Raw genomic sequence first — 26,488 nt, forward strand, 5'->3', positions numbered from 1 at the left:
CTGCCATGCGCGAACCTTGCGCGAAAGGAATTGCCCGACATGCACTTTATTAAAGCAAGGACGCAGAGTGATAATGAGACGGCGCTGGTCACCGTGTTCTGTGCGGTATGGCACCGTCAAAACAACAAGTTCGAGCTGCTGAAGTCGCACTACATAAACCTGCGCCAACAAAGTGTCGGCGTGCGCATCATCTATATCTTCGACAATGGTGATATGCCGCCCGAATGGCTGGACGCGGACTGTTACGTCTTCTCTCAGCCACTCTCGATCTACGAGGCCTGGTCGGCGGCAGTGGCATTGAGCAATTCACTGTTCGTGATGAACCTCAATATGGACGACCGCCTGGCCACAAATGCGGTCGAGCTCCTGGTCGGAGCAGCTTGCGCTTCTTCCGCCGGAATGGTTGGAGGCGAGTGGCTGGTCTGCTTTGATAATTCCCATCTCGATGAGCCTTTCAAAGCGCCGATACTGACGGCATCCGAATTTGCGCCGGACTGGCCTCCGAAGCCGCGTGAACGCCTGAGGCTTGGATCGGGTACCGGTGAGCGCGGTACTTTCGGTCCGGCAACACTCTGGAGCCCGAAAATGGTCGGGAAATACTATCCGAGCTACTTTGGCGACGGATCCCTGATCAGATCGGTCGGCGATGCACTGTTCTGGCATGTGTTCCAGCAAAAGAACCTGAAAACCGTTCGCCTGCCGCTCTTGATTGGGAAATATTTCTCTTCGCCGTCCGATCAGGCGGAGTTTCGGGCCAACCAGGACAATGAGCTGTATCAGCGCTACGGTCTCTCCAACGTGTCCTTTGCCGACCGTATCCTTGGTGGCGAAGTGCCGCAATTGGCATTTCAGCCCGCTCGTTGAAGATTGATGCGGCCAAAAGATTGGTTGCAGTCGCCGTCAATTCATTGAACGGTGATCAAGCTATCTCGCCTTGCAGGCAATAACCTCGCGGGGACTCGCTGCGGTTTTCACCGCACCGGCTGATAATGGCCGCGCAACGGCACCCGGCTATCCATGGATACGACACCGTCGCGTTCGCAGACATACATCAGTGTCGGCATGCCGCCCGAGCGGAAGATCTGGTCATAGCGGCGGCGGATCTGCACCGTCTCGGTGTGGCAGTCGTACGACTCCTCCACCTTCTTGTCCGGTTGCGCCTTCACGCCCGGAAGATCCTTGTAGGGATAGAGCGGTTGCACGGCCTGCTTGCCGGAATTCTGCCAATCGATGGCAGAGGCGGGCGCAGCCGAAGCGCCGGCAACAAGCGACAACAGGAGAACCGCAGCGAACCGCATCACAACCTCTTTCACGGGCGTCTTTCGTTCAGTACCCGTGTTCAGGATGTAGGAAGATTGGAAGTCGCCATCAAGCGGAAGCGCGAGCAGGCTTGCGGAAATAGCTCCTGATGACGGGATGAGAGAAGAGGCCGGCGAGGATTGCAAAACCAGCGCCGACAGCAAAGCCGGCAAGCAAGCCACCAATCACGCCTGCGACCATGATGATTTTCTTACTCGGCCCATCTGCCTTAACAGGAACTTCGGCTGGTGAGACGACGCGGATATTGCTCTGGTTGAGGTTCTGCTCTTCGCTGGTCTCACCGGAACGCTTCAGAACTGATTCGTAAAGTTCACGGGCGGCCGTCGCCTTGCGCTGCAGTTCGTTCAGCTGCACCTGCTTGTCCGATGTCGTGGCTTGCAGGGCTTTCTGCACCGCCAGTTCCTTGGCGATATCGTCTTCGGCCTTCTTGGCCTGTTCATATTCGGCTCTTGCCGAGGTCGCGACCCGCTGCAACTCGCCCCTGATTTCTACCCCGATGCTGTCGAGCGAAGAGCGCGCGGCCTGAAGGCGCGGATGACGCGAACCCATCTGGCTCTGCAGGCTGCCGACGACAGCGGCCTGGGCGGAATATTGCTGCCGCAGGCTGACGAGCGGCGATGTGCCCGTGGCGCCATCCGTCTGGCTGCCGGCGACGATATCTTCGACGCGCAGACTTGCAGCGGCATCGGCACGGGCCTTGGCCTGAATAGTCTTTTCCTGGGCGGTAATGAGCAGCGTATTCAGGGACGAAAGGCGCTGATCGGAAATCAGGTTGCCCTCGGTCGCCGCCATGTCGTTGTCGGCGCGGAAGGTTTCGACCGCCTGTTCGGCTTCCTGCACCTTCTGGCGCAGATCGTCGAGGCGACCGCCGAGCGCTGAGGAGGTGGTCTCATAAAGGCCGGTCGATGCGCTGCTTTCCTCCTGCATGAAGGAGGTGACGACCTGATTTGCGAGCTTCGCGGATTTCTCAGGATCGTGCGTCGTCGCAGCAAGCGAGACCACATAGGTATTATTCTCACGCGTGATCAGCAGGGCCTTTTGAAGAGCGCCGATGATAGCGGCACCATCCGTCCTGCCGCCGGTGAATTCCGGATCCTGATCGAGCTTCATGGCGTCGGCTACGCGACGCAATACGTTGCCCGAGGTCAGCAGCTGAACCTGGCTATCGATCAGCGTCGAAATCATTTCCGGTGACGGGGCCGCGGTCTGCGCGCCGCTGTCGGCAAGTCCGATCTGACGCGGATCGAAATAGAGGGCGGCAACGGCAGTGAATTTTTGCTGAATGCGAGGCGCGATCACCGCGCCGGCAGCGGCACCGACGAGGCAAAGACCGGCAATAATCAGGCGCCTGCTCCAGATGGCGGCAACCGCGGATCTGATATCCAGCAATGGTCCGACGACATCAGGTGCTTGCTGGACCACGGGTTCAGGCGCTGATGAGGGTTCGGGGATGGCAGGAATATCGCGGCGTGGCGGCTCAGCGGGGCGGCTTTCCGACGCTGCAGGGCGAACCGGAAGAGGACCAGGCTCGGGAGTCGGTGGAGGCGGAACGAAATCGGTCGGCCGGATGATAGGGCTGCGCGCACGGGTGCCTTCAGGCGCAGGCTGAGACGACTCATAACTGCGCCAGGCAGGCAGGCGGCTCACCCTGTTCCCGTCATACTGATTCATAAACACCGCATCCGCCCGGCAGGAAAGGATGGCCGAGACAGAGCGACTTTAGAAATTCTTAGCTAACGGACCGTTAAGATGACGGCATTGAAGCCGACGTGGCGACCTGCCGCGACCCGCGAGGATAGCCATGAAACGGAAAAGACTGCTGCACAGGCTGCTGGTTGCCGCCGTCATGAGCATTTCGTCCACCGCCCATGCCGCGAGCGCACCACTTTGCTATTATGGCGTCAATCTCTCCGGCGCCGAATATGGCGAGCGCGGCGGCGTCTACGGCACGAACTACACCTACCCGACCGAAGAAACGATCCGCTATTTCGCCAAGAAGGGAATGACGATCATCCGCCTGCCCTTCCGCTGGGAGCGGCTGCAGCCGACGCTTGGCGCGCGGCTCGACGATGATGAACTGCAGCGTTTGAAGGATACGGTAGCGCTGGTTCGCAAGCACAAGATGAGCGTGCTGCTCGATCCGCATAATTTCGGCTACTATGACAAGGATCAGGTCGGCAAGCCGCCCGTAGCGAATGCAGCCTTTGCCGATTTCTGGGCTCGGCTTTCCGTCGAATTTGCCAACCAGGACGGCGTGCTCTTCGGGCTGATGAACGAGCCGCATGACATTCCCGCGACCGATTGGCTGAAAGCCGCCAACGCCGCGATCCGCGGCATTCGAGCGGTCGGCGCGCGCAATCTCATCCTCGTTCCCGGTACGGCCTGGAGCGGAGCTGCAAGCTGGGAAACCGATGTGATCGGCGGCGCGAACGGAACCGTCATGCTCGGCGTGCGTGATCCGCTCGATTTCTACGCCTATGAATTCCATCAGTATCTCGACGCGGATTCTTCGGGCACGCACGAGACCTGCGAGGGCGCAAAGGCCGCGACCGATGCCGTCAGCAATGTGACCGCCTGGCTGAAGAAGAACGGCAAACGCGGTTTCCTCGGTGAATTTGGCGCGTCTGCAAATGCGGATTGCCTCGATGGCCTGAAGACCATGTTCACCACCATGTCCGACAATAGCGATGCGTGGATCGGCTTCTCCTACTGGGCGGCTGGCGAATGGTGGCCGGCCAGCGAACCTTTCAACGTGCAGCCGCGTGACACGCCGGAGCGCCCGCAAATGCGTCTGCTTGAGCAAATGGTTGCCAAGCATGCGCCCGCCTGTGCAGCAGTAAAGCCTGCGGGGAAGTGACATGGCAGCAATCGGAGAGACAAGCACGAGATTCGAAACGGCTGCCGGTGCGGCGAGCCCGGCTTCGCGTCTCGATTACCCGATTCTGATCCTCGGGCTGCTCTCGGTTCTCTACAATGGCATCCTGGCCTTCATAAACCACAACGTCATGCCGCTTTCGATGACGCACGTGGCGGCCAGCGAAGGCCTGATCATGGCGAGCGCAATCATCTACATCCTGCACAAAGGGATCTATGAGGAAGACCTTCCGGCCTTCCTGTTCATGCTCTTCACGCTGATCGTGACGGTCTATGTCAGCGTGATCAACCGCATGGCCTTCATCGATCATTTCCGCAACGTGCTGATCATCTTCTGCTTCACGGGGCTTGGAGGCTGGTGCAACGAGCGGACGCTGAAGCTGATCTTCCGTGTGGCCTGTTTCATGGTGCTGCTTTTCCTGATCTTCGAGATCATCAGCGTGCCCTTCTATGTCAGTATCGTGCATCCCTCGGACTATTTCGCCAACACGCGCGGGCTGAAGCCGCTCAGTTTCAACACGACGGGCCTGTTCCAGAATGCACTCGGCTTTCCCGGCCGATTCTCATTCGGCATCATCGATCACCGCTCGTCCTCGATCTTTCTGGAGCAGGTGTCGCTCGCCAATTTCTGTGGCGTGATCGCGATCTACCTTATTTCGATGTGGGAACGGCTGACGCGGATCGACCGGGCGCTGGCCATTGCGACAGCGCTGCTGATCCTCACGACCAATGATACCCGCACGATGCTCATCTTCTGCATCTGCTGTATCGGCGGCTATTTCGTCTTTCCCAGAATCCCCAAGGCTTTCAATCTGGCGCTGATGCCGCTCATCGTTTGCGCCGGCTTTCTTGTCTACATGAAGGACCCCAATGCGATCGGCGACAATTTCACCGGGCGCATCAATCTGACGATGAAGAAACTGATGGATCTCGATCCACTGGCGATCCTCGGGCTTTCCGTCGATAAAGTCGCCGAATTCGCCGATAGCGGCTATGTCTACCTCGTCTATGGCGCAACGATCTTCGGCGTCATCGCCTTCTGGCTCTTCGTCTGCCTGTTTCCCGCGGGCACGACCCCGGCACAAAGGCGCTGCGCCCATTCACTTTCTCTTTTCATTTTTCTGAATATGATGATCGGGGGAACGGCAATCTTCTCGATGAAGATCGCCGGTCTCGTCTGGCTTGTCATCGGGTTCATGCGTTTCCGCGACACGCCACGTATCCGGCAGGGTCGTCCGGCAAATGTACTGAGTTGACGAAGCGGCTTGCCTGAAGGGCGATCCGCAGAGCCTGTGGGAGCAAGACACCAGATGCTTGTCCAGCTGCAATATCTGCGTGCCATCGCGGCGCTGATGGTCGTCTATTTCCACGCGATCCTGCAGCTTGCCAAGGTCAATCCCGCCATAGACGCGACCTCGTTCATCTATGGCGAAACGGGTGTCGATATCTTCTTCGTGCTCAGCGGCTTCGTGATGTGGCTGACGACAAGCGGACGAAACATGACGCCGGTCGATTTCGTCCGCAAGCGCGTCAAGAGGATCGTGCCGCTCTACTGGCTGGCGACGCTATTTTCGGCGGCTGTCGCGCTTATCGCACCGTCGCTTCTCAAGTCTACCGTTTTCGATCTGCCGCATCTCATGGCCTCGATGCTGTTCCTGCCCTGGATCAATCCGGTCGACCCGACGATGATCGCGCCCGTCATCGTGCCCGGCTGGACGCTGAATTATGAGATGTTCTTCTATTTCGTCTTCGCGCTGCTATTGCCGATCCGCGAGGACTATCGCCTGCCCGCCCTCTTCGGTGCCTTTGCAGCCATCCTGATCGTCTGCCACCTGCTGCCGGAAACGACAGCCACTAAATTCTATGGCGAACCCATCATCCTGGAATTCCTGGCCGGCGTGGCGCTCGGCTGGCTCTATGGCCAGAAGCTTCTGCTGCCGCAGCGCTGGGCCTGGGCTCTGCTTGCTGTCGGCTTCGCCTTCCTCTTCATCAACGAGGATCTGGTGCGGCCTGGAGACCGTTATTATGGCTGGGGCATACCGGCAATCTTCATCGTCTATAGCGCTATTTCCATCGACTTTTCGAAACTTCCCTTTGTGCGCTGGCTCAACTATCTCGGCGACGCCTCATACGAGATCTACATCACGCATGCCTTCACGCTGGCTTTCCTCCGGATCATCGCCAATCATTTCCCGGTCGGCGCGCTTCAGCAGCCTGTCATCTTCGTGATCCTCTGCCTCGCGCTCTCCTCCATCGTGGGAGCGATCATTCACGAAATCATCACGCCGCGCAGAAAAGTCCGGGTCGCCAGCCGGCCGGCCGTCTGACCTCAAACTATCAGAGGGCGAGGACGGGATTTCGAACGGCGCAGGCAGAACGGAATCCCGCGCGTCCTGTCATAAGCTTGCGGCCATGAAAGCAAATGCCGCAGGCATGAAGGTTCGGCTTGCAATTTATTGCAGAAATGAAAGCTTGCCGGCCTGTTCGCGGCCGGGGGTTTGATCTAAGGACGGCCCGGCGGCTTAAGAGAGGGAAGAGGACATGACGGACTACGTATTGACGGTAACCTGCAAGTCGACGCGCGGCGTCGTGGCGGCGATTTCGACCTATCTCGCCGAAAAGGGTTGCAACATCATCGATAGTTCGCAGTTCGACGACCTCGATACCGGCAAGTTCTTCATGCGCGTCAGCTTCATTTCCGAAGAGGGTGCAACGCTTGCCGAGATCCGCGAAGGCTTCAAGCCGATCTACGAGAAGTTCGGCATGGATGCGGAGGTACATGACGGGAGCGAGCGCCTGAAGGTGCTTCTGATGGTCTCCCGCTTCGGCCACTGTCTCAACGACCTGCTCTACCGCTGGAAGATCGGTGCGCTGCCGATCGACATCGTCGGCGTCGTCTCCAACCATTTCGAATACCAGAAAGTCGTGGTCAACCACGACATTCCCTTCCACCACATCAAGGTGACGAAGGAAAACAAGCCGCAGGCCGAAGCCCAGATCCTCGACATCGTCGAGCAGACCGGCACCGAACTCATCGTGCTTGCCCGCTACATGCAGGTGCTGTCGGATGCGATGTGCCGGAAGATGTCAGGCCGTATCATCAACATCCACCACTCCTTCCTGCCGAGCTTCAAGGGCGCCAACCCTTACAAACAGGCCTATGAGCGCGGCGTGAAGCTGATCGGCGCGACAGCGCATTACGTGACGGCCGATCTCGACGAAGGCCCGATCATCGAGCAGGACACTGCTCGCATCACCCATGCGCAGAGCGCCGAAGACTATGTCTCGATCGGCCGCGATGTCGAAAGCCAGGTGCTGGCGCGCGCCATCCATGCGCATATCCATCGCCGCGTCTTCCTCAACGGCAACCGCACGATCGTCTTCCCCGCCAGCCCCGGCAGCTATGCCTCCGAACGCATGGGTTGAGGCAAACAACGCACTTCCCCTAAATCCGCGGCTGGCGCAATCTTCCGTTGCTTGTCGGCAAGTGCTTGATTATCTGTTTCATTAGGTAATCGAATCATGCTGCGGAGGGGTGCCATGACCGACGAAGCGCTTGTTGACCGCATGGCGCTGCCGCGCCCCGATGTTACCGCTTCCGAAGCCACGGATATCCTTCTTTCCCACTACGGGCTTTCCGGCACGCTGTCCGAACTCGGCAGCCAGCAGGACCGCAACTACCGGCTCGACACGGAAGACGGCCGCTATGTGCTGAAGATCTGCCATGCCGCCTATGCGACCGAGGAACTCGAGGCGCAGAATGCGGCGATCCATCATTTACGCGCCAAGGCGGATGCGCCGCGTGTTCCAAACGTGATGGCGTCCACCGAAGGGCAGGAGATCGTTTCCGTCAACGTGCGGGAGCAGGATTACCAGGTCCGTTTGCTGGAATATCTCGAAGGCGAAGGCCTGACCCACCGCGCCTATCTGGCGCCCACCTCGGTCGCGGCGCTCGGTGCGCTCTGCGCGCGACTGGCTGAGGCGCTTGCCGATTTTAGCCATCCCGGGCTCGACCGCAGCCTGCAATGGGACCTGCGCCGCGCCGGGCCCGTGGCCGTGCAACTGCTTTCCTCCATTACCGACAGCGCCGCGCGCGACAGGATCGCCAAGACGATGGTCATGGCTGTGCGCCGCATCCAGCCGCTTGCGCCGTCGCTGCGGCTTCAGGCGGTTCATCACGACGTGACCGGTGATAATGTCGTCAGCCGCCCTGATGTGCATGGGCGGCCCGTTCCCGACGGCGTGATCGATTTCGGCGACATCATCCGCGGCTGGCTGGTCGGCGACCTTGCCGTGACCTGCGCCTCTCTGCTGCATCAGGCAGATGGCGATCCCTTTTACATCCTGCCGGCGGTGAAAGCCTATCACGAGATTTACCCGTTGATGGATGACGAGCTGAAGGCGCTCTGGCCGCTCATCGTGGCGCGCGCCGTCATTCTCGTCGCCAGCAGCGAGCAGCAGATCGCAATCGATCCCGATAATGACTATGTCAGAGGAAATCTGGAGGGCGAACGGCGCATTTTCGATACGGCGATGTCCGTACCGTTCGAACTGATGGAAGCGGCTATCCTGAAAGCGGCCGGTCTCGATATTGCCGGTGTCGATACGACGGACTGGCAGCCGCTCTTGCCGGAGATCGATCCTGCATCCATCGCCTATGTCGATCTCGGTGTGCAGAGCCCGCATTTTTCTGACGGTAACTGGCTGGCGACCGATATGGACTGGCGGCTTCTTGCCCGCGCGGCGGCGGAAACGGGAACCGCGGCGACGCGTTACGGCGAATATCGCCTGTCCCGCGCCGGCCTGCACCGTGCAAAAGCCCAGGCGACCTATGCCCTGCATATGGATATCTGCCTTGCAGCGGGCAGCCTCGTTGCCGCACCCTTTGCCGGTCGGATCACCTGGTACGACCAGCATCTGGTCCTCACAGGCGCCGATATGAAACTGCATATCGACGGCATCGAACTTTCAGTCGAGGACGGCAGCGAGGTCGCCGCCGGTCAGGGGCTCGGCACGGTCTCCGGCGAGACGTCCTCGCTCGGCGGATTGCGGCTGCAGCTTTGCAGCATCGCCGGCTTCGAGCCGCCACTCTTTTCGACACCGCAACAAGCCGAGGCGTGGTCCGCGCTCTGCCCCTCGCCTTCGGTGCTCCTCGGGCCGGGTGCCGATGCACCAAAACCCGAAACGGCAACGCTTCTCGAGCTGCGGCAGGCACATTTCGCCAGTCCGCAGAAGAATTATTACGCGCACCCGCCGCAGGTCGAGCGCGGCTGGAAGGAGCATCTCTTCGATATCGAGGGTCGCGCCTATCTCGACATGGTCAACAATGTCACGATCCTCGGCCATGGTCATCCGCGCATGGCGGAAGCGATCGGCCAGCAATGGCTGATGCTGAACACCAATTCGCGCTTCCACTATGCCGCCGTCGCGGAATTCTCCGAGAGCCTAGCATCGCTGGCGCCCGACGGCATGGATGCCGTCTTCCTCGTCAACAGCGGCTCGGAAGCCAACGACCTGGCGTTGCGGCTTGCCTGGACGCATAGCGGCCAACGCAACATGCTCTGCCTGCTGGAGGGCTATCACGGCTGGTCGGTGGCAAGCGATGCCGTCTCCACCTCTGTCGCCGACAATCCGCAGGCGCTGACGACACGGCCGGACTGGGTTCACGCCGTCGTCTCGCCCAATACCTATCGCGGCCAGTTCCGTGGGCCGGAAACCGCAGCGGATTATCTCGGCACGATAACACCGGTGCTGGAAGCCATCGATGCCAAGAGCGAAGGGCTGGCCGGCTTCATTGCCGAATCTGTCTATGGCAATGCCGGCGGCATTCCACTGCCCGACGGCTATCTCACGGAGGTCTACCGGCACGTGCGAGAGCGCGGCGGCCTCTGCATCGCCGACGAAGTGCAGGTGGGCTACGGGCGGCTCGGCCATTATTTCTGGGGTTTCGAGCAGCAAGGCGTCGTGCCCGATATCATCACCATCGCCAAGGGCATGGGTGACGGCCATCCGCTCGGCGCCGTCATCACGACGAAGGAGATCGCCGCTTCGCTGGAGAAGGAAGGTTATTTCTTCTCCTCGGCCGGCGGCAGCCCGGTCAGTTGCGTTGCCGGCATGACGGTTCTCGACGTCATGGCCGAGGAGCGGCTGCAGGACAATGCCCGGGAGGTGGGCGACCATCTGAAGGCGCGACTGGCGGCACTCATCGACAGCTATCCGATTGTCGGCGCCGTGCATGGAATGGGCCTCTATCTCGGCCTCGAATTCGTGCGCGACAGGACGACGCTGGAGCCGGCGACCGAAGAGACGGTGGCGATCTGCGACCGGCTGCTGGAACTCGGCGTCATCATGCAGCCGACAGGTGATCACCTGAATGTGTTGAAGATCAAGCCGCCGCTCTGCCTCACCGAACAAAGCGCCGATTTCTTCGCCGATATGCTGGAAAAGGTGCTTCGGGAAGGCTGGTAGACGAGGGCTCCAGCCGTTTACTAATTCGGTCTTTTCAAGGCTTTCCAAATTTTAACCAAACGCCCCATTGCCGGAATCAGATCGGCCTCCTATGTCTGCTTCGGCGATTACGAGACTACTCGGACCGTCACATGGGTTGCACGAAGACGTGATAGATTTCTTTCTGCAAACCGACGTGCGATGGAATGAAATTTTTCGGATCGCCGATATTTTGACACGTTTCGGAATATGTTTCTTATAGGCCATCGGCTATTCTCTACTAAGTTAGTAGATTAAAGAGATGGTCTTTCACCGGCCCCGGGCTCTACCGGGACCACGCAAGTGCAACGCCAATACAAGGAACGAGACATGATCGATTTCGCAATTCTCGCCAGAGTCCTTGGGCGATCTGTGCTTGGCAATGACCGTCCGGGCGCCCTCTCCCGCCCGAACTGTCGAATGTGACGTTCGTCCCCTTTCAACGGTAACAGACAAGTCAATTCGCCATAGCCAGCGCATCCGCGCGGCAGGAGTTCTACGCATGAAAAAAGAAGTTATCGAATATGCAGGCATCCCGGTCGGGATCGTCATTCCGGACGATGACCGGTTGAAGTTCATTGCCGTCAAGTTCCATGTCCATGACCTCGACGAGCAGCATTTCAGCTCGCCCGCCGAGGTGAAGCTGGCCATTCACGACCTGATGACCCGCCGCCACCCGAAGCCCCTTCATGCCTAACGCAGAACGCGGCTTTAATACTCAGAGGATTTCCGACCGGCCCGGCAAAACGGGCCGGTCTTGTCTTTTAAACGCATTTGACTTCCTATCGGCGCGCTTCCCTTCAAGACAGGAGCCAGCGCTTGTCCGATCTTCTCAACCTCCTCACCGATATCGAAGGCGTCTCCGTCGGCCACGCAACCGACCTCTCGCTTGGTTCTGGCGTCACGGCCATCGTCTTCGATGAAGCGGCAGTAGCTTCCGGCAGCGTGCTCGGCGGTGCGCCGGGCGGGCGCGATACAGCGCTGCTCGACCCTTCCATGGTCGTCGATGCTGTCGACGCCTTCGTGCTGTCGGGCGGATCGGCCTTCGGTCTCGACGCTGCGGGCGGCGTGCAAGCAGGCTTGCGAGAGATGGGACGTGGATTTCAGGTCGGCCCGGTTCGCATTCCGATCGTGCCCCAGGCGATCCTGATGGATCTGCTTAATGGCGGCGACAAGGATTGGGGCGTGCATTCGCCCTATCGCGAGATGGGCTATGAGGCCGTGAAAGCCGCCTGCAAGGGCGCGTTCGATCTCGGCACTGTTGGTGCGGGCACGGGGGCAACGACCGCGACCTTCAAGGGCGGGCTCGGCTCGGCAAGTGCGGTCAGCAGCGCCGGGCATCGCATCGCGGCCATCGTCGCCGTCAATGCCGTCGGTACGGCGACGATCGGCGAAGGCCCGCATTTCTGGGCCGCCCCCTTCGAGCAGAATGCAGAATTCGGCGGGCTCGGCTTGCCCAGCCTGATGGACCATAGCCTGCGGCTGAAGGGCGTGAAGACGACGGCCACGACGATCGGCGCCATCGTCACCGATGCATCGCTGATCAAGGCGGAGGCGCACCGGCTTTCCATCGCCGCCCATGACGGGCTGGCGCGTGCGGTGCTGCCCGCCCACCTGCCGCTCGACGGCGATACGATTTTTGCGGCCTCCACCGGCCGGCAGAAGCGCAACGACATGGCAAGCCTGATGGAATTGTGTCATCTGGCCGGGATCGTTATGGCGCGGGCGATCGCGCGCGGCGTCTACGAGGCGACGGCGCTTCCGGTGCCGGATGCGCTGATGGCATGGCGCGACCGCTATCCGGCCGGACGCTAGTTGCCTAGATTACATAAAAGAGCCTCACGGCGGAGAACGGGTGAATGCAGATTCGGGCGCTGATGTATTTCGACGAGCTGGTGCGAACCAACTCCATGCGCCAGGCCGCCGAAAACCTGAATGTCGCGCCGACGGCCATCAGCCGGCAGATCGAGAACCTCGAATACCACTTCGGCGCGCCCCTTGTGGAACGCAGCGCCCGCGGTGTGAAGCTGACGGCTGCCGGCGAGCTGCTGGCGGCGCGTGCCGGGCGCACCCTGCGCGAGCTCGACCATGTACAGCAGCTGATCGAGGATCTGAAAGGCCTGCAGCGCGGCCGTGTCAACATTTACGCAAACGGCGCGACCGTCGCTAATCTGCTTGCGCCTGCGCTGGCCGAGTTCAGCCTGAAATATCCCAAGCTGCGCTTTGCCGTGACGATCACCAGCGCACGGGCGGCCATCGAAGCCGTAAACAGCGCGGAAGCCGATATTGCGGTGACTCTGTTTGCGCCGCCGATGTCCGGCACCAAGGTGCGGCTGCGCTCGGAAATCGCCTACGACCTCATCACTTCACCGAGCCATCCAGCTGCGGCGCGTCCGGATATTCCCCTGAAGGAATTGGCCGATTACGCGCTGGCTCTGCCCGATCAATCCTTCGGCTTTCGCCAGGCCTTCGACGCGCTCTTCGACAAGGAAGGGCTGAGCCTCGATCCGGTTTTCGTGACGAGTTCGCTGGAGATGCTCAAAGAACTGGTGTTGAGCAACGCAGCGGTGACGCTGCTGCCGGCGCTGACCGTTCGCCGCGAGATCGAGGCCGGGCAGCTCTGCGCCATTCCCCTTGCCGGCAAGACCAGTATCCGCACGCATGTCGATCTCTGCGTGGCGCCCGATCGACAGCTTTCCTTTGCCGCAACCAAGCTTCTCGATTTCATCGAACGCTTCATGCGCGAGCAATCGAACCGCAAGACCGACAGCAAAGAGTAGAACTCGCGGACTTGCATCACGGCAAGAATTGCGGTGTAGCTTTTTCGGCTACGCTGAGCACACAAAATCGTCATTGTGTGTGCACTGCCGTAGTGTCACTCTACTCGCAAAAGGGATCCGTCCAGCAGCGGAACCAAACAGGGGAACAGGATGATCAAGGTTTCGCTCGCGCCGTCGGCGCGTCTCATGCGGCGTCTTTCCATGGGTGCGGCGCTTTCCGCCGGCATCATGATGCTGGCGCTGACGCCCGCCGAAGCCGCCAAGACCACACTCAATCTCGGGATGAGCGTCGAGCCAACCGGCCTTGACCCGACGATCGCTGCACCTGTCGCCATCGGCCAGGTGACCTGGCAGAACATTTTCGAAGGACTGGTCAGTATCGACGAGACCGGTAAAGTGCAGCCGCAGCTCGCCAAGAGCTGGGAAATTTCCCCCGATGGCCTGGCCTATACGTTCAAGCTGCAGAGCGGCGTGAAATTCCACGACGGCGAGGCTTTTGATTCGGCCGCCGCCAAGTTCGCTCTCGACCGCGCCCGCGGCAAGGATTCCGTCAATCCGCAGAAGCGCTTCTTCGCGTCGATCGCCTCCATCGATACGCCGGATGCCGAAACACTGGTGCTGCATCTTTCCAGCCCGACCGGCAGCCTGATCTACTGGCTCGGCTGGCCGGCTTCCGTCATGGTCGGACCGAAGTCTGCAGCCGACGACAAGACGACGCCTGTCGGTACCGGGCCGTTCAAATTCTCCACCTGGGCCAAGGGCGACCACGTGGAACTGATCAAGAATACCGATTACTGGAACAAGGTGGGTGCGGCCAAGCTCGACAAGGTCACCTTCCGCTTCATCAACGATCCGCAAGCACAGGCGGCAGCGCTGAAATCCGGCGATCTCGACGCCTTTCCGGAATTCGCAGCACCCGAGCTGATGAGCTCCTTCGATGGCGACGCGCGTCTCGCGACCAAGGTCGGCAATACCGAGCTCAAGGTCGTTGCCGGCATGAACAATGCCCGCAAGCCTTTCGACGACAAACGCGTGCGCCAGGCACTGATGATGGCAATCGACCGCCAGACCGTCATCGACGGTGCTTGGTCCGGCCTCGGCACGGCGATCGGCAGCCACTATACGCCGAACGATCCCGGTTATCAGGACATGACAGGCGTGCTGCCTTACAATGTCGAAAAGGCGAGGGCACTGCTTGCGGAGGCCGGTTATCCCAGTGGTTTCACCTTCACGATCAAATCGCCGCAGATGGCCTATGCTCCACGTAGCGCGCAGGTGATGCAGGCGATGTTTGCCGAAATCGGCGTGACTGTTAACATCGAGCCCACGGAATTTCCGGCAAAGTGGGTGAAGGATGTGATGACCAGCCGCGATTACGACATGACGATCGTTGCCCATGCCGAGCCGATGGACATCGATGTCTATTCGCGTGATCCCTATTACTTCAACTACAAGAACCCCGCCTTCAACGATCTCATGAAGAAGGTGCAGGAGACTACTGATACGGCCGAACAGGCCAAGATCTACGGCGAGGCACAGAAGATCCTCGCCGAGGAAGTGCCGGCGCTCTACCTCTTCGTCATGCCCAAGCTCGGCGTCTGGGACAAGAAGCTGAAGGGCCTGTGGGAGAACGAGCCGATCCCTTCCAACGTTCTCAGCAACGTTTCCTGGGAAGATTGAACAACCGAGTGCGGGCGGCGACTGACAGGGTGATGAAGACGATATGATCGCACTGCTTTCCCGCCGCCTCGCCGGCCTCGTCATCACTCTTCTCGTCGTGTCGCTGGTGATCTTCGCCGTCATGGATCTGCTGCCCGGTGATCCTGCTTCGATCATGCTCGGCACCTCGGCAAGCCCGGAGACACTGACGGCGCTGCGGCATGAGCTCGGCCTAGACCAGCCGCTTCTGTTTCGTTACGGCCAATGGCTTGCCGGTGTCTTCTCGGGCAATCTCGGACAATCCTACACCTATGGCGTTCCGGTCGCCGGGCTGATTATCGAGCGACTGGCCGTGACGCTGCCGCTCGCGCTGATCGCCATCATGCTCTCCGTGCTGATTGCCTTGCCGCTCGGCGTGCTGGCCGCGGCGCGGCGCGGCGGTATCGTCGATGCGATCGCCACGGTCTTCTCGCAGGTGAGCATCGCCGTGCCGGCCTTCTGGGTGGCGCTGCTGCTCATCATCCTGTTTTCCACTACGCTCGGTCTCATGCCGGCAGGCGGTTTTCCGGGATGGGACGCCGGGCTTCTGCCTGCATTGCAGGCGCTGGTGATGCCGGCCGTAGCGCTGGCTCTGCCGCAAGCCGGAGTGCTGACGCGCGTGACGCGATCTGCCGTGCTCGACACAATGCATGAGGATTTCGCCCGTACGGCCGTCGCCAAAGGATTGGCGCGCAGCACCGTGCTCTGGCGGCATATCGTGCCGAATGCACTGGTCCCGATCCTGACCATCCTAGGGCTGCAATTCACCTTTCTCGTCGCCGGCGCGGTGCTGGTCGAAAACGTCTTCAACCTTCCCGGCCTCGGGCGGCTTGCCTTTCAGGCGCTGTCGCAGCGCGACATCGTTGTCATGCAGGATGTCGTGCTGTTCTTCGCGGGCCTCGTCATCGTCATGAACTTCATCGTCGATCTCTCCTATCTCATGGTCGATCCGCGCATGCGAAAGGCGGCATGATGGCACCCATCGTCTCCTCCGCCGTCGTTCCGCGACGCCGTAGCTTCAGGCTTAGCCGACGAAAGAACCTGATCGTCGGGACCATCATCGTCGGCTTTCTCGCTGCCATTGCCCTGCTGTCGCTCTTCTGGACGCCGCTGCCTCCGGCAAAGATGCAGATCATTCACAAGCTGCAGCCGCCGCTTGCCTTCGGCCTGCTTGGCACGGACCAGTTCGGCCGCGATGTGCTCTCCATGCTGATGGTCGGATGCTGGAATTCGCTGTCTATCGCCGTCAGCGCGGTCGCCATCGGTGGGACGCTTGGCTCGATCGCCGGCATTTCCGCGGCTGCGATCCGTGGCCCCTATGAGACGCTGATGATGCGCGCCTGCGACGTGATCTTCGCCCTACCTCCGATCCTTTCGGCCATGATCCTCGGCGCCTTTCTGGGACCGGGGCGCTTTACCGCCATCACGGCAATCGCGGTCTTCATGGTACCTGTCTTTGCCCGCGTGACGCTCGCTACCTCCTTGCAGGCCTGGAGCCGAGATTACGTTCTGGCGGCGCAGGCGATCGGCAACAGCCGCTTCACGATCTCGGTCCGACATGTGCTGCCGAACATCATAAGCCAGATCATTGTGCATGCAGCGATCCAGCTCGGCTTGGCGATTCTTACCGAGGCCGGCCTTTCCTTCCTCGGCCTCGGCATGGCGCCGCCGGCGCCGACCTGGGGGCGAATGCTGGCGGATGCCCAGACCTTCCTTTCGCTGGCCCCTTGGCTGGCGATTATGCCCGGCCTTGCGATCGCGCTCACCGTCTTCGGCTTCAACATGCTGGGCGACGGGCTGCGTGATCTTTTCGACCCGCGCGAAGCGAGCCGCTGATGTCCTCCCAAGACAAAACGCCCGAAAGACCAGACCATGCCAGATACCGATTTCACCATCCACGAACTCAGGCGGCGCTTCACTGACAAAAGCCTCTCGCCGCTCGAATACTGGCTTGCCCTCGAAAGGCATATCGACGCCTGGGAACCTTCGATCGCAGCGCTTTATCTCTACGATCCGCAGGCGGCGCGCGAGCAGGCGAAGGCATCGAGCGAACGCTGGATGAAAGGCGGAACACTCGGTCCACTGGACGGTATCCCGGTCACGCTGAAAGAGCTGATCGCGACCAAAGGCCAGCCAGTACCGCTTGGCACGAAAGCGATCGAACTGAAGCCCGCGGAAGCGGATGCCCCGGCGGCGGCTCGTCTGCGGGAGGACGGCGCAATCATCTTCGCCAAGACGACCTGCCCCGATTACGGCATGCTCTCTTCGGGCCTTTCCAGCTTTCATCCTCTGAGCCGCAATCCCTGGGACATTACGCAAAACCCCGGCGGTTCGAGCGCTGGCGCCTCGGCGGCAACCGCTGCCGGCTACGGGCCGCTGCATGTCGGCACCGATATTGGCGGCTCTGTGCGCCTGCCGGCGGGCTGGACTGGCGTCTTCGGCTTCAAGCCAAGCCATGGGCGCATTCCGGTCGATCCCTATTATGTCGGGCGCTGTGCGGGGCCGATGACCCGCACCGTGGAGGATGCCGCCTATTCGATGGCGACCCTTTCCCGTCCCGACTGGCGCGACGGCACCAGCCTGCCGCCGAATGACTTCGACTGGATGGACCTCGATATCGATGTCAGCGGCATGCGGATCGGGCTGATGCTCGATGCCGGCTGCGGTCTTGCGGTCGATGAAGATGTGAGGATAGCCGTCGAAGAAGCAGCTAGGCTCTTCGAGAAGGCCGGGGCAACGATCGTTCCAGCCGCACCGGTGCTGACGCGCGCCATGCTGGATGGGCTCGACACTTTCTGGCGCGCGCGTTTCTGGGGCGACATTGCCGGGCTCAGCGAGGAACGCCGCGAGAGTATTCTTCCCTATATCTACGAGTGGGCGAAGGGCGGTGCCGATGTCAGCGGCGTGGACGCCGTCAAGGGTTTCAATCAGACGATCGAGATGCGCAAGACCTGCGGCCGGCTTTTCACCGAGGTCGATGCGGTGTTGTCACCGACCAATCCGATCGTCTCCTATCCGGCCGAATGGCCCTCGCCGACCAACGATCCGAAGCTGCCCTTCGAGCATATCGCCTTCACGGTGCCGTGGAACATGTCGGACCAGCCGGCGTCATCGATCAATTGCGGCTTCTCGAAATCCGGCATGCCGATCGGCCTGCAGATCGTCGGGCCGCGCTTCGATGACATGCGGGTGCTCAGGCTCTCGAAAGCCTTCGAAAACTGGACGGGTGGCGTGAAAGACTGGCCAAAGCCGCCAGCGGCCTGACGATTGCAGGTAACGTCAGAACGGACGGCGATAGCCGGTCGGCTGCTCGTATAGCCAGCCGATGCGCTCGACGGCCGCCTCGAAATTCTCGCGCGCAACGGTCATCGTATGGCCGTTGGCATGGATGATGGTTTCGGGATCTTCGAAAATCGCAACATGCCCCTTCCAGAAGACTAGATCACCGCGGCGCACATCCGAGCGCTCGATCGGCTCGCCGAGGCCCGCCGCCTGCATGTCTGTATCCCGCGGCGCGCTTCTGCCGGTCATCTGCAGCGCAAGCTGGACGAGGCCGGAGCAATCGATACCGAGGCCTGAACGGCCGCCCCAGAGATAGGGCGTTTCCAGAAAGCGGGCGGCGATATCGACATAATCCTGGCCGTCCAAGGCACCCAGCGGCAGCAGGTGCTTCGAGAAGATCGCAGTGCCGTCATCGAGGACCAGATAGCGATTGCCACGCGCTTCCGCTTCGCCGGCAATATGAACGCGGCTACCCATGGAAAGCACCGTCTTATAGGGTTTACGCAATTCCGGTTCGGGATAGAGGAAGGTGCGCTGCGGAACGACGATGTGGGTCGAGGTCGTCGCTGCTTCTGCAATTGCGTCCTCGGGCAAGTAGCCGACATAGCCATCCGATGCGGCTTTGACCCAGCACCAGCCGTCAGCGCGATCGAATATCGTGATATCCTCGCCATAAAGCAGTTCCGTGTCGATGCCACGGGCAAAGTCCGGCTGGGGGCGCAAGGCAACGACCGGGACGCAGACACGGGCCGGCGTGCCGCTGACGAAACGCGTCGCTTCGACCTTGCCCTCGAGGCCGGCTTCCGCGAGATCCGGGCGATAGGCGTGGAGGCGGCGGTCGAGCATCGTCATGACATTCCTTTCAGATGGGCCTTTCAGATGGCCCTTTCAGTCGGGGGCCATTCAGACCGAAAGCTTGCGGCCCTGCTCGCGCACGAGGTCGCCGAGCTTTTCGAGATAGAGCGCACCGCCAACGGTGCGCTTGATGATGACGTTGCGCCGGTCGGCATCGTCGCGGACGCGATCGACGAGGCCCATTTCCCCCATCGTATCCAGCGCCCGGGTGATGACCGGCTTCGTCACGTTCAGCGTCGCAGCCAGTCCGCGCACGGTATGCGGCGGCGGCACCAGATAGATATGCAGCAGGATCGCCATCTGGCGCAACGTCAAATCTCTGTTGTCGTGACGAACCTGGTTGAGCGCCACACTGTGCCAGAGGCCAAGCGCCTGCGAGGCGGTCAGTTCAATCGGCACGGCCCCTCCGGAAATCGTTACGCTAACGTTTCATTTTCCGGCAGTTACAACGCGCAAGCAAGAGGCGGCACAAAATGCCGCCTCGCAAGGTGAATAAAATTTTAACGATCGGCTCAGCGGACGCTGTGGCGAATGTGATGGTATAGCGCGCGGATGGCCTGCGCCTCACCGCCACCCGGCGAATGCGCGCGCTCGTTCGGCGCCCAACCGTAGATATCGAAATGCGCCCAGCTCTTTGCTTTGCTGACGAAGCGCTTCAGGAAGAGTGCTGCGGTGATCGCACCGGCCATGCCGCCCGCCGGAGCATTGGTGATATCGGCAAACTTGGTGCGGATGTCCTTCTCGTAGCCGGCGTAAAGCGGCAGCCGCCAGAGCGGATCGTCCGTCTCGAGGCTTGCCTCCGTCAAGTCGTGAGCGAGGATCGCATCATCGGTGAAGAAGGGCGGCAGATCGGGGCCGAGGGCAACGCGAGCGGCACCCGTCAGGGTCGCCATGTCGATCAGCAGATCGGGTTCTTCCTCGTCGGCATAAGCGAGCGCATCGGCCAGAATCAGGCGGCCTTCGGCATCGGTATTGTCGATCTGGACCGTCAGGCCCTTGCGGCTCTTGTAGATATCGCCGGGGCGGAAGGCATTCGACGAGATGGAATTCTCGACGACCGGGATGATGACGCGCAAATCCACCTTCAGCTTGGCATCCATGATCATGAGCGCCAAGCCCATGACGTTCGCGGCACCGCCCATGTCCTTCTTCATCAGCAGCATGGAGGAAGCCGGCTTGATGTCGAGACCGCCTGTATCGAAGCAGACGCCCTTGCCGACCAGCGTCACCTTGCGGTGGCCCTTCTTGCCCCAGCGCAGCTCCAGAAGGCGCGGCGCATCGGCGCTGGCGCGGCCGACAGTGTGGACGAGCGGGAAGTTTTCCTTGAGCAGGTCGTCGCCAATGATGACCGACATCTCCGCCTTGTAGTGCTGGGCCAAGCCACGGAAGGCGGCTTCGAGCTGTTCCGGACCCATGTCGTTGGTCGGCGTGTTGATGAGGTCGCGGGCGAGGAAGACGCCGGCGAGCTGGCGCTTGATCTCGTTGCCGTCTGCATCGCGCGGGATCATCAGCGTCGCAGCCGGGGATTTTTCAGACTTGTAGCGGTCAAAGCGGTAGCTGCCGAGACCGAAGCCGAGCGCCAGGCGGTTGGCCGTCAGCGGTGCGGTCTCGATGTGCCAGTCGCCGGCCGGAAGTGCGCGGGCTAGCTTGCCGGTTATAAAAGGCTGTTCCGACGGATTACTGCCGAGCCCGAAGAGCGCGCCGCCGAGGTGACCCTCGGCGGTGGGGATCAGCAGCACCGAGCCGCTTTCCGCCTTGTAGCCGGCCTTGCCGGCCCAATCGAGCGCGATCGGATCGATCGTGCCGGTTTCGATATGGGCGGGCGTGACAGCGAAGATGGGCAGCGTCGACCCACCCTTGGTGTTGAAAGGCGTGGGTCTTTCGATGAACTGGAAGGGGGCCATGATTGTCCTTAAGCGGCGGGGCAGAATCATTTCTTAACGGTCTGTTAGGGTTAACAGACTATTGCTGGAGCGAAGATTGCGTCAAACCTTTCCCTGTTCCGCTTCGAGGTCAGGCGCCGATTTATTCAGGAACGCGCAATGCCCTTCTCGGCCTCTACCCCTTATAAGAAGCGTGTTTTTCAGGGAACCGTGGCTCTTCTCGCCATGCTCGCCCTCGGCGGCTGCTCGACGACATCAAAGGATCGGATGACAACCGGTTCGATCCCGAAACTCGACAGGCCAGTCGAGCAGATGGATGCCAACGAATTGCGGGCCGCCATCGACCGCGTCGGCCGGGCCTATGAGAAGAATCCGCGCGATCCCGTCAACGGCGTAAACTATGCCAATCTGCTGCGGATGAACGGACGCGACGCGCAAGCGCTTGCCGTCATGCAGCAGGTTGCCATCGCCAATCCCAGTGATCGCAACGTGCTTGCCGCCTACGGCAAGGCGCAGGCCGCTGCGGGGCAGCTTCAGCAGGCGCTGGATACGATCGGCAGGGCACAGACACCCGATCGGCCCGACTGGCGGCTGATCTCGGCGGAAGGCGCGATCCTCGATCAGATGGGCAAGCCAAGCGACGCACGCCAGCGCTACCGCGATGCGCTCGATATTCAGCCGAACGAGCCGTCGATCCTTTCCAACCTCGGCATGTCCTATCTTCTGACGGGCGATCTGCGCACGGCGGAAACCTATCTGCGCTCGGCCGCCGGCCAGCCTTCCGCCGACAGCCGCGTGCGCCAGAACCTCGCCCTCGCCGTCGGCCTGCAGGGCAGATTCCCCGAGGCAGAGCAGATTGCGCGGCGCGAGCTTTCGCCGCAGCAGGCCGATGCGAATGTCGCCTATCTGCGCGGCATGCTTTCCCAGCAGAATTCCTGGCAGAAGCTCGCGGCAAAAGACACGACGTCGTCTGCCGCCGCCAGTACCAACTGACCTATTTGCTGCTCAGTCCCGAGAGGATGAGACGCAGGCCAAGGCCGGCCATGACAGCGCCTGCCGCCCTGTCGATCCAGACCTTGGCGGCGATATAGAGCTTTCGCGGATGATGGGCCGAGAAGGCAAATGCCACAATCGCATACCATCCCGCCTCCACCAGGAAGACGCCCACCGGCAGCGCCAGCAAAAGCTCCGCCGGCACGGTTTTGGGCAGCAGTGCTGCAAAGATGCTGGCGTAGACAACAATCGTCTTCGGATTGCTCAACTGCGTCAACAGAGCAGCCGTAAAACTGCGTGCCGGCACGCTTTTGCCGGCGACATCGCCCGACAATACAAGCGGCTCGCTTGCTCCCTTCCAGATCGCGAAGGCGATGTAGAGCAGGTAGGCTCCGCCAGCGATCTTCAACACCAGATAGAGCCACTCGAATTGTGAAAGCAGCGCCGTCAAGCCGGCAAGCGCAAGGATAGCGAAGGTCACGCCGCCGATGCCCATGCCGAGTGCAGCGGCAAGTCCGTCAAAGCGGGAACGGGAAATGGCAATCCGCGAGACGACGACGAAACTCGGACCGGGGCTCATAGCGCCGATCATCAAAGCGCTGATGATGCTGATAAAGATGCCCAGAGAGGACATGGCAAAACTCCATTTTCACACAATTCCAGACGCAAAACCGCTGTATAGTTTTGCCGGTATTGCTCATGTGATCAAGGGTTGCCAAGCGGGTGGCGCGAAGTTCCGCCCTTATCGATGGGTCGCCATCCGTTTCGCCAGTCACGCGGAAAAGCGGGGTCATCGGATCTCTTGACGGCGGCAAGCGTCAGAACCTGTCGGCAACCTGGATGCCGGCGGGACCAAGGATGACGGCGATCAATACCGGCAGGAAGAAGAGGATCATCGGAACGGTCAGCTTCGGTGGCAGGGCAGCAGCCTTCTTTTCCGCCTCGTTCATACGTTCGTCGCGGCCTTCCTGCGCAAGCACGCGCAGCGCCGTCGCAATGGGCGTACCGTAGCGGTCCGCCTGCATCAGCGCCTGGGTGACCGAACGAACGAGATCGATCTGGGTGCGGGTTGCGAGATTCTCGAGTGCGGCGCGGCGATCCGGCAGGAAGGAGAGCTCAGCGGTCGTCAGCACCATTTCTTCGGCAAGCGGTGGCGATTGTTCGCCGAGCTCTTCGGAGACGCGACGCATGGCCGCTTCGATGGAAATGCCCGATTCCACGCAAATCAGCATCATGTCCAGCGCGTCCGGCCAGGCGCGCTTGATGGATAGCTGACGCTTGCCCATACGGTTGGAGATATAGATGTTCGGTGCATAGAAGCCGATATAGGCGATGCCGATGACGATGAAGACCCGTATCGGCAGGCCCTTCTCCGCAAGGTTGCCGAGTCCGAACATCCAGAATGCGGCAACGGCCAGGAAGAGAAACGGCAGAAGAAAGCGCGCGACGAGGAAGGTGTTCAACGCGTTTTCCGAGCGAAAGCCAGCTGCGCGCAGCTTGTTCATCGTGTTGTCGTCGACGAGCGCCTTACGCAGGTTGAAACGCTCGACGATCTGGCGGACGGGCCGGTTGTTCTGGCTTCTGAGCGTGGCCTTGCCGCCGACGTCGGCATTCATACGGGCGCGCTCGCGGGCGCGGATCTGCTCGCGCTCGGTCGAGACAGCCTTCATGCGCTTGTTGAGATCGCCGCGCTCGAAAAAGGGAACGGCAAGCGTGTAGAAGGTGGCAAAGACGGCGATGGCGACGAGCACCGCGACGATCATGGCGGGGTCGGTCAATGTTGCGGCGAGTTCCTGCGACATGCTGCTTTGCTCCCGCTAGATATCGAAGTTGATCATATTGCGCATCACGAAGATGCCGATCGACATCCAGACCGCCGAAAAGCCCATGATGAAGTGGCCGCGCGGATCGGTGAACAGGATCATCATGTATTGCGGCGACGTCAGGTAGACGAGCGTGGCAACGATGAATGGAAGGGCGCCGATGATGACGGCAGATGCCTTGGCTTCCATCGACAGCGCCTTCACCTTGGCCTTCATCTTCTTGCGGTCGCGCAGCACCTTGGAGAGATTGCCGATCGCTTCCGACAGGTTGCCGCCGGCCTGCGACTGGATGGCGATGACGATCGCGAAGAAATTGACCTCCTGCAACGGCATCTGATTGGTCATGCGGGCACAGGCTTCGGGCACGCTGAGACCCACCTGCTGCGATTCGACGATACGGCGGAATTCGCCCTTGACGGGCTCGACCCCCTCGGTCGCAACGAGGCGGATCGCATCGTTCAGCGGGAGGCCGGAGCGGATGGAGCGGACGATGACGTCGAGCGCATTCGGAAATTCATCGAGGAACTTGTTCTGGCGGCGCGAGACGAGGAAGCCCAGCACCCAGCGCGGCAGACCAAGCCCTGCGGCCACGGGCACGCCAAGCATGATCGGTGTCGATGCGCCGACGATGAAAAGCACGACCAGCAGCACAAACGCGAAGAGCGCGCTGAAAAGATAGAAACGGACGGGCGTGATCGGCAGTCCCGCCTGCACCAGGCGGGATTTCAGCGACAGTGTCTTCTTGGTCTTTTCGTGCTGCCGCTTTTCGAGATCCTTCAGGCTGTCCTGCATCGATTTGCGGCGCTTCGACAGTTCCTGCACACGGTCGCGGGCGGCCTTGACCTTGGTACGATCGAGTTCGGCCGATTTGACGCGGTTGATGCGGCTTGCCGATTTCTTGTCGCTCTCGATACGAGAGAACAATACGGCATAGCTTACCGCGGCCGCCGCAACGGCTGCGAGAACGACAATTGCCAGCACTGTCGGATCGATGCCGAACATCTCAATCCTTCGATTTCGATTCCATCTCGTCGAGCGCGGCGGCGAGGCGTTTTTCTTCGTTGTAATAGCGGGCGCGATCCCAGAAATGCGGCTTGCCGATACCGGCGGACATATGGCGGCCAATCAGACGACCGCTGGCGTCCTCGCCTTCGATCTCGTAGCGCATCAGGTCCTGGGTGATGATGACGTCACCTTCCATCCCGACCACCTCGGTGATCTGGGTGATGCGACGCGAACCGTCGCGCAGGCGCTGCGCCTGGATGATGACATCAATCGAGGAGGAGATGATCTCGCGCACGGTCTTTGCGGGCAAGGTGAAGCCACCCATGGCGATCATCGATTCCATACGGCTCAAGCATTCGCGTGGGTTGTTGGCGTGGATCGTGCCCATGGAGCCATCGTGGCCGGTGTTCATGGCCTGCAGGAGGTCGAAAACCTCCGGTCCGCGCACTTCGCCGACGATGATGCGTTCGGGACGCATGCGCAGGCAGTTCTTGACCAGATCGCGCATGGTGATCTCGCCCTCGCCTTCGATGTTCGGCGGGCGGGTTTCGAGACGCACGACATGCGGTTGCTGGAGCTGCAGTTCGGCCGTATCCTCGCAGGTGATAACGCGCTCGTCGCGGTCGATGTAGTTCGTCAGGCAGTTCAGAAGCGTGGTCTTGCCGGAACCCGTACCGCCGGAGATGATGATGTTGCAGCGGACGCGGCCGATGATCTGCAGGATGGTCGCGCCTTCGGGCGTGATCGCGCCGAAGCGCACCAGCTGATCAAGCGTCAGCTTGTCCTTCTTGAATTTGCGGATGGTGAGTGCCGGGCCATCGATGGAAAGCGGTGGCGCAATGACGTTGACACGTGAGCCGTCAGGCAGGCGCGCGTCGCAGATCGGGCTCGATTCATCGACACGACGGCCGACCTGGCTGACGATGCGCTGGCAGATCGAAAGAAGCTGCGAATTGTCGCGGAAGCGGATTTCGGATTCGATAGTCTTGCCGCCGACTTCGATGAAGGTCTGACCCGCACCGTTGACCATGATGTCGGCAATGTCGTCGCGCGCCAGCAGCGGCTCCAGCGGACCGTAGCCCAGCACGTCATTGCAGATATCCTCGAGCAGTTCCTCCTGCTCGGAGATCGACATCGCAAAATTCTTGATGGTGATGATATCGTTGACGATATCGCGGATTTCCTCGCGCGCGCTTTCGCCGTCCAGCTTGGAAAGCTGCGAGAGGTCGATCGTATCGATCAGCGCGGAAAAAACCTGCGCCTTGGTATCGTAATATTCGTCCGTGCGGGCGGGGCGCTTGCGCTGCGGCGTCTGCATCGGCGGCGGCGCCACCTGCTGGCGGACAGGCTCGCGCGACGGCTCGACGAGCACTGCGGGACCGGATGAGGCTGCCGGGGCGGCAGCCGGCATCGGCGGCGGTGGAGCGGCGACACCGCCGACACCGGCCTTTCCGAAACCTTCATTTCCGCGTTTTCCGAACATTGATCC

General features: G+C 60.9%; 23 protein-coding genes. 14 read left to right on the top strand and 9 right to left on the bottom strand.

The window, feature by feature from the left end; all coding sequences use genetic code 11:
* The first annotated feature begins 39 nt into the window (after positions 1 to 39).
* Positions 40 to 864, top strand: a complete 825-nt coding sequence (locus J2X71_RS05110) for a glycosyltransferase family 2 protein (protein ID WP_310379706.1) — start codon at positions 40 to 42, stop codon at positions 862 to 864.
* 107 nt (positions 865 to 971) lie between these two features.
* Here the strand turns inward: J2X71_RS05110 and J2X71_RS05115 are convergent, their stop codons facing one another.
* Together J2X71_RS05115 and J2X71_RS05120 are read right to left on the bottom strand one after the other, a co-directional pair.
* On the bottom strand, positions 972 to 1,298 hold the full coding sequence (locus tag J2X71_RS05115) for a hypothetical protein (protein ID WP_310379709.1): 327 nt from the start codon (positions 1,296 to 1,298) through the stop codon (positions 972 to 974).
* A gap of 70 nt (positions 1,299 to 1,368) precedes the next feature.
* Positions 1,369 to 2,991: a GumC family protein gene (locus J2X71_RS05120; RefSeq protein ID WP_310380083.1), complete on the bottom strand. Its 1,623-nt coding sequence runs from the start codon at positions 2,989 to 2,991 to the stop codon at positions 1,369 to 1,371.
* A gap of 130 nt (positions 2,992 to 3,121) precedes the next feature.
* Here J2X71_RS05120 and J2X71_RS05125 point away from each other — a divergent pair, with 130 nt between their 5' ends.
* The 12 genes from J2X71_RS05125 to J2X71_RS05180 all read left to right on the top strand — a co-directional run bounded on the left by J2X71_RS05125 (position 3,122) and on the right by J2X71_RS05180 (position 18,422).
* Positions 3,122 to 4,177, top strand: a complete 1,056-nt coding sequence (locus tag J2X71_RS05125; RefSeq protein ID WP_310379711.1) for a glycoside hydrolase family 5 protein — start codon at positions 3,122 to 3,124, stop codon at positions 4,175 to 4,177.
* Position 4,178: 1 nt separating this feature from the next.
* Positions 4,179 to 5,450 (top strand): hypothetical protein, encoded by a 1,272-nt coding sequence (locus J2X71_RS05130; RefSeq protein ID WP_310379713.1) that lies wholly within the window; start codon positions 4,179 to 4,181, stop codon positions 5,448 to 5,450.
* 54 nt (positions 5,451 to 5,504) lie between these two features.
* Positions 5,505 to 6,521, top strand: coding sequence for an acyltransferase (locus J2X71_RS05135; RefSeq protein ID WP_310379715.1), 1,017 nt, complete (start codon positions 5,505 to 5,507; stop codon positions 6,519 to 6,521).
* Between the two features lie 214 nt (positions 6,522 to 6,735).
* Positions 6,736 to 7,620, top strand: coding sequence for a formyltetrahydrofolate deformylase (purU, locus tag J2X71_RS05140; protein WP_310379717.1), 885 nt, complete (start codon positions 6,736 to 6,738; stop codon positions 7,618 to 7,620).
* A gap of 114 nt (positions 7,621 to 7,734) precedes the next feature.
* Positions 7,735 to 10,662, top strand: a complete 2,928-nt coding sequence (locus J2X71_RS05145; protein WP_310379719.1) for an aminotransferase — start codon at positions 7,735 to 7,737, stop codon at positions 10,660 to 10,662.
* Positions 10,663 to 11,182: 520 nt separating this feature from the next.
* Positions 11,183 to 11,377, top strand: coding sequence for a hypothetical protein (locus J2X71_RS05150; RefSeq protein ID WP_025669973.1), 195 nt, complete (start codon positions 11,183 to 11,185; stop codon positions 11,375 to 11,377).
* A gap of 122 nt (positions 11,378 to 11,499) precedes the next feature.
* Positions 11,500 to 12,495 (top strand): P1 family peptidase, encoded by a 996-nt coding sequence (locus tag J2X71_RS05155; RefSeq protein ID WP_310379722.1) that lies wholly within the window; start codon positions 11,500 to 11,502, stop codon positions 12,493 to 12,495.
* A 44-nt stretch (positions 12,496 to 12,539) separates the two neighbouring features.
* Positions 12,540 to 13,460 carry a LysR family transcriptional regulator gene (locus J2X71_RS05160; RefSeq protein WP_310379724.1) on the top strand — a complete coding sequence of 307 codons (921 nt, stop codon included), beginning with the start codon at positions 12,540 to 12,542 and terminating at the stop codon, positions 13,458 to 13,460.
* Between the two features lie 150 nt (positions 13,461 to 13,610).
* Positions 13,611 to 15,140 carry an ABC transporter substrate-binding protein gene (locus J2X71_RS05165; RefSeq protein ID WP_310379726.1) on the top strand — a complete coding sequence of 510 codons (1,530 nt, stop codon included), beginning with the start codon at positions 13,611 to 13,613 and terminating at the stop codon, positions 15,138 to 15,140.
* Between the two features lie 43 nt (positions 15,141 to 15,183).
* Positions 15,184 to 16,131 carry an ABC transporter permease gene (locus J2X71_RS05170; protein WP_310379728.1) on the top strand — a complete coding sequence of 316 codons (948 nt, stop codon included), beginning with the start codon at positions 15,184 to 15,186 and terminating at the stop codon, positions 16,129 to 16,131.
* Positions 16,131 to 16,994: an ABC transporter permease gene (locus J2X71_RS05175; RefSeq protein ID WP_310380085.1), complete on the top strand. Its 864-nt coding sequence runs from the start codon at positions 16,131 to 16,133 to the stop codon at positions 16,992 to 16,994. The genes J2X71_RS05170 and J2X71_RS05175 overlap by 1 nt, the downstream gene beginning before the upstream one ends.
* A gap of 36 nt (positions 16,995 to 17,030) precedes the next feature.
* A complete protein-coding gene (locus tag J2X71_RS05180) occupies positions 17,031 to 18,422 on the top strand; it encodes an amidase (RefSeq protein ID WP_310379731.1) in 1,392 nt (463 codons plus the stop codon).
* A 15-nt stretch (positions 18,423 to 18,437) separates the two neighbouring features.
* Here the strand turns inward: J2X71_RS05180 and J2X71_RS05185 are convergent, their stop codons facing one another.
* The 3 genes from J2X71_RS05185 to J2X71_RS05195 form a co-directional block, all read right to left on the bottom strand.
* Positions 18,438 to 19,292 (bottom strand): NlpC/P60 family protein, encoded by an 855-nt coding sequence (locus tag J2X71_RS05185; RefSeq protein WP_310379733.1) that lies wholly within the window; start codon positions 19,290 to 19,292, stop codon positions 18,438 to 18,440.
* Between the two features lie 51 nt (positions 19,293 to 19,343).
* Positions 19,344 to 19,694 carry a helix-turn-helix domain-containing protein gene (locus tag J2X71_RS05190; RefSeq protein ID WP_113298189.1) on the bottom strand — a complete coding sequence of 117 codons (351 nt, stop codon included), beginning with the start codon at positions 19,692 to 19,694 and terminating at the stop codon, positions 19,344 to 19,346.
* 113 nt (positions 19,695 to 19,807) lie between these two features.
* Positions 19,808 to 21,199 carry a M17 family metallopeptidase gene (locus J2X71_RS05195; RefSeq protein ID WP_310379737.1) on the bottom strand — a complete coding sequence of 464 codons (1,392 nt, stop codon included), beginning with the start codon at positions 21,197 to 21,199 and terminating at the stop codon, positions 19,808 to 19,810.
* Positions 21,200 to 21,337: 138 nt separating this feature from the next.
* Between J2X71_RS05195 and J2X71_RS05200 the strand changes: the two genes are divergently transcribed.
* Positions 21,338 to 22,171, top strand: a complete 834-nt coding sequence (locus J2X71_RS05200; protein WP_310379739.1) for a tetratricopeptide repeat protein — start codon at positions 21,338 to 21,340, stop codon at positions 22,169 to 22,171.
* Between the two features lies 1 nt (position 22,172).
* Here the strand turns inward: J2X71_RS05200 and J2X71_RS05205 are convergent, their stop codons facing one another.
* The 4 genes from J2X71_RS05205 to J2X71_RS05220 form a co-directional block, all read right to left on the bottom strand.
* Positions 22,173 to 22,805 (bottom strand): LysE family translocator, encoded by a 633-nt coding sequence (locus J2X71_RS05205; RefSeq protein ID WP_037100579.1) that lies wholly within the window; start codon positions 22,803 to 22,805, stop codon positions 22,173 to 22,175.
* 184 nt (positions 22,806 to 22,989) lie between these two features.
* Complete coding sequence (locus J2X71_RS05210; RefSeq protein ID WP_113320571.1) at positions 22,990 to 23,973, bottom strand: type II secretion system F family protein; 984 nt, start codon at positions 23,971 to 23,973, stop codon at positions 22,990 to 22,992.
* A gap of 15 nt (positions 23,974 to 23,988) precedes the next feature.
* A complete protein-coding gene (locus J2X71_RS05215; RefSeq protein ID WP_113320570.1) occupies positions 23,989 to 24,996 on the bottom strand; it encodes a type II secretion system F family protein in 1,008 nt (335 codons plus the stop codon).
* A gap of 1 nt (position 24,997) precedes the next feature.
* Positions 24,998 to 26,482: a CpaF family protein gene (locus J2X71_RS05220; protein WP_310379743.1), complete on the bottom strand. Its 1,485-nt coding sequence runs from the start codon at positions 26,480 to 26,482 to the stop codon at positions 24,998 to 25,000.
* Between the last annotated feature and the right edge of the window lie 6 nt (positions 26,483 to 26,488).

Source organism: Rhizobium sp. 1399, assembly GCF_031455475.1.
Classification (GTDB): Bacteria; Pseudomonadota; Alphaproteobacteria; order Rhizobiales; family Rhizobiaceae; genus Rhizobium.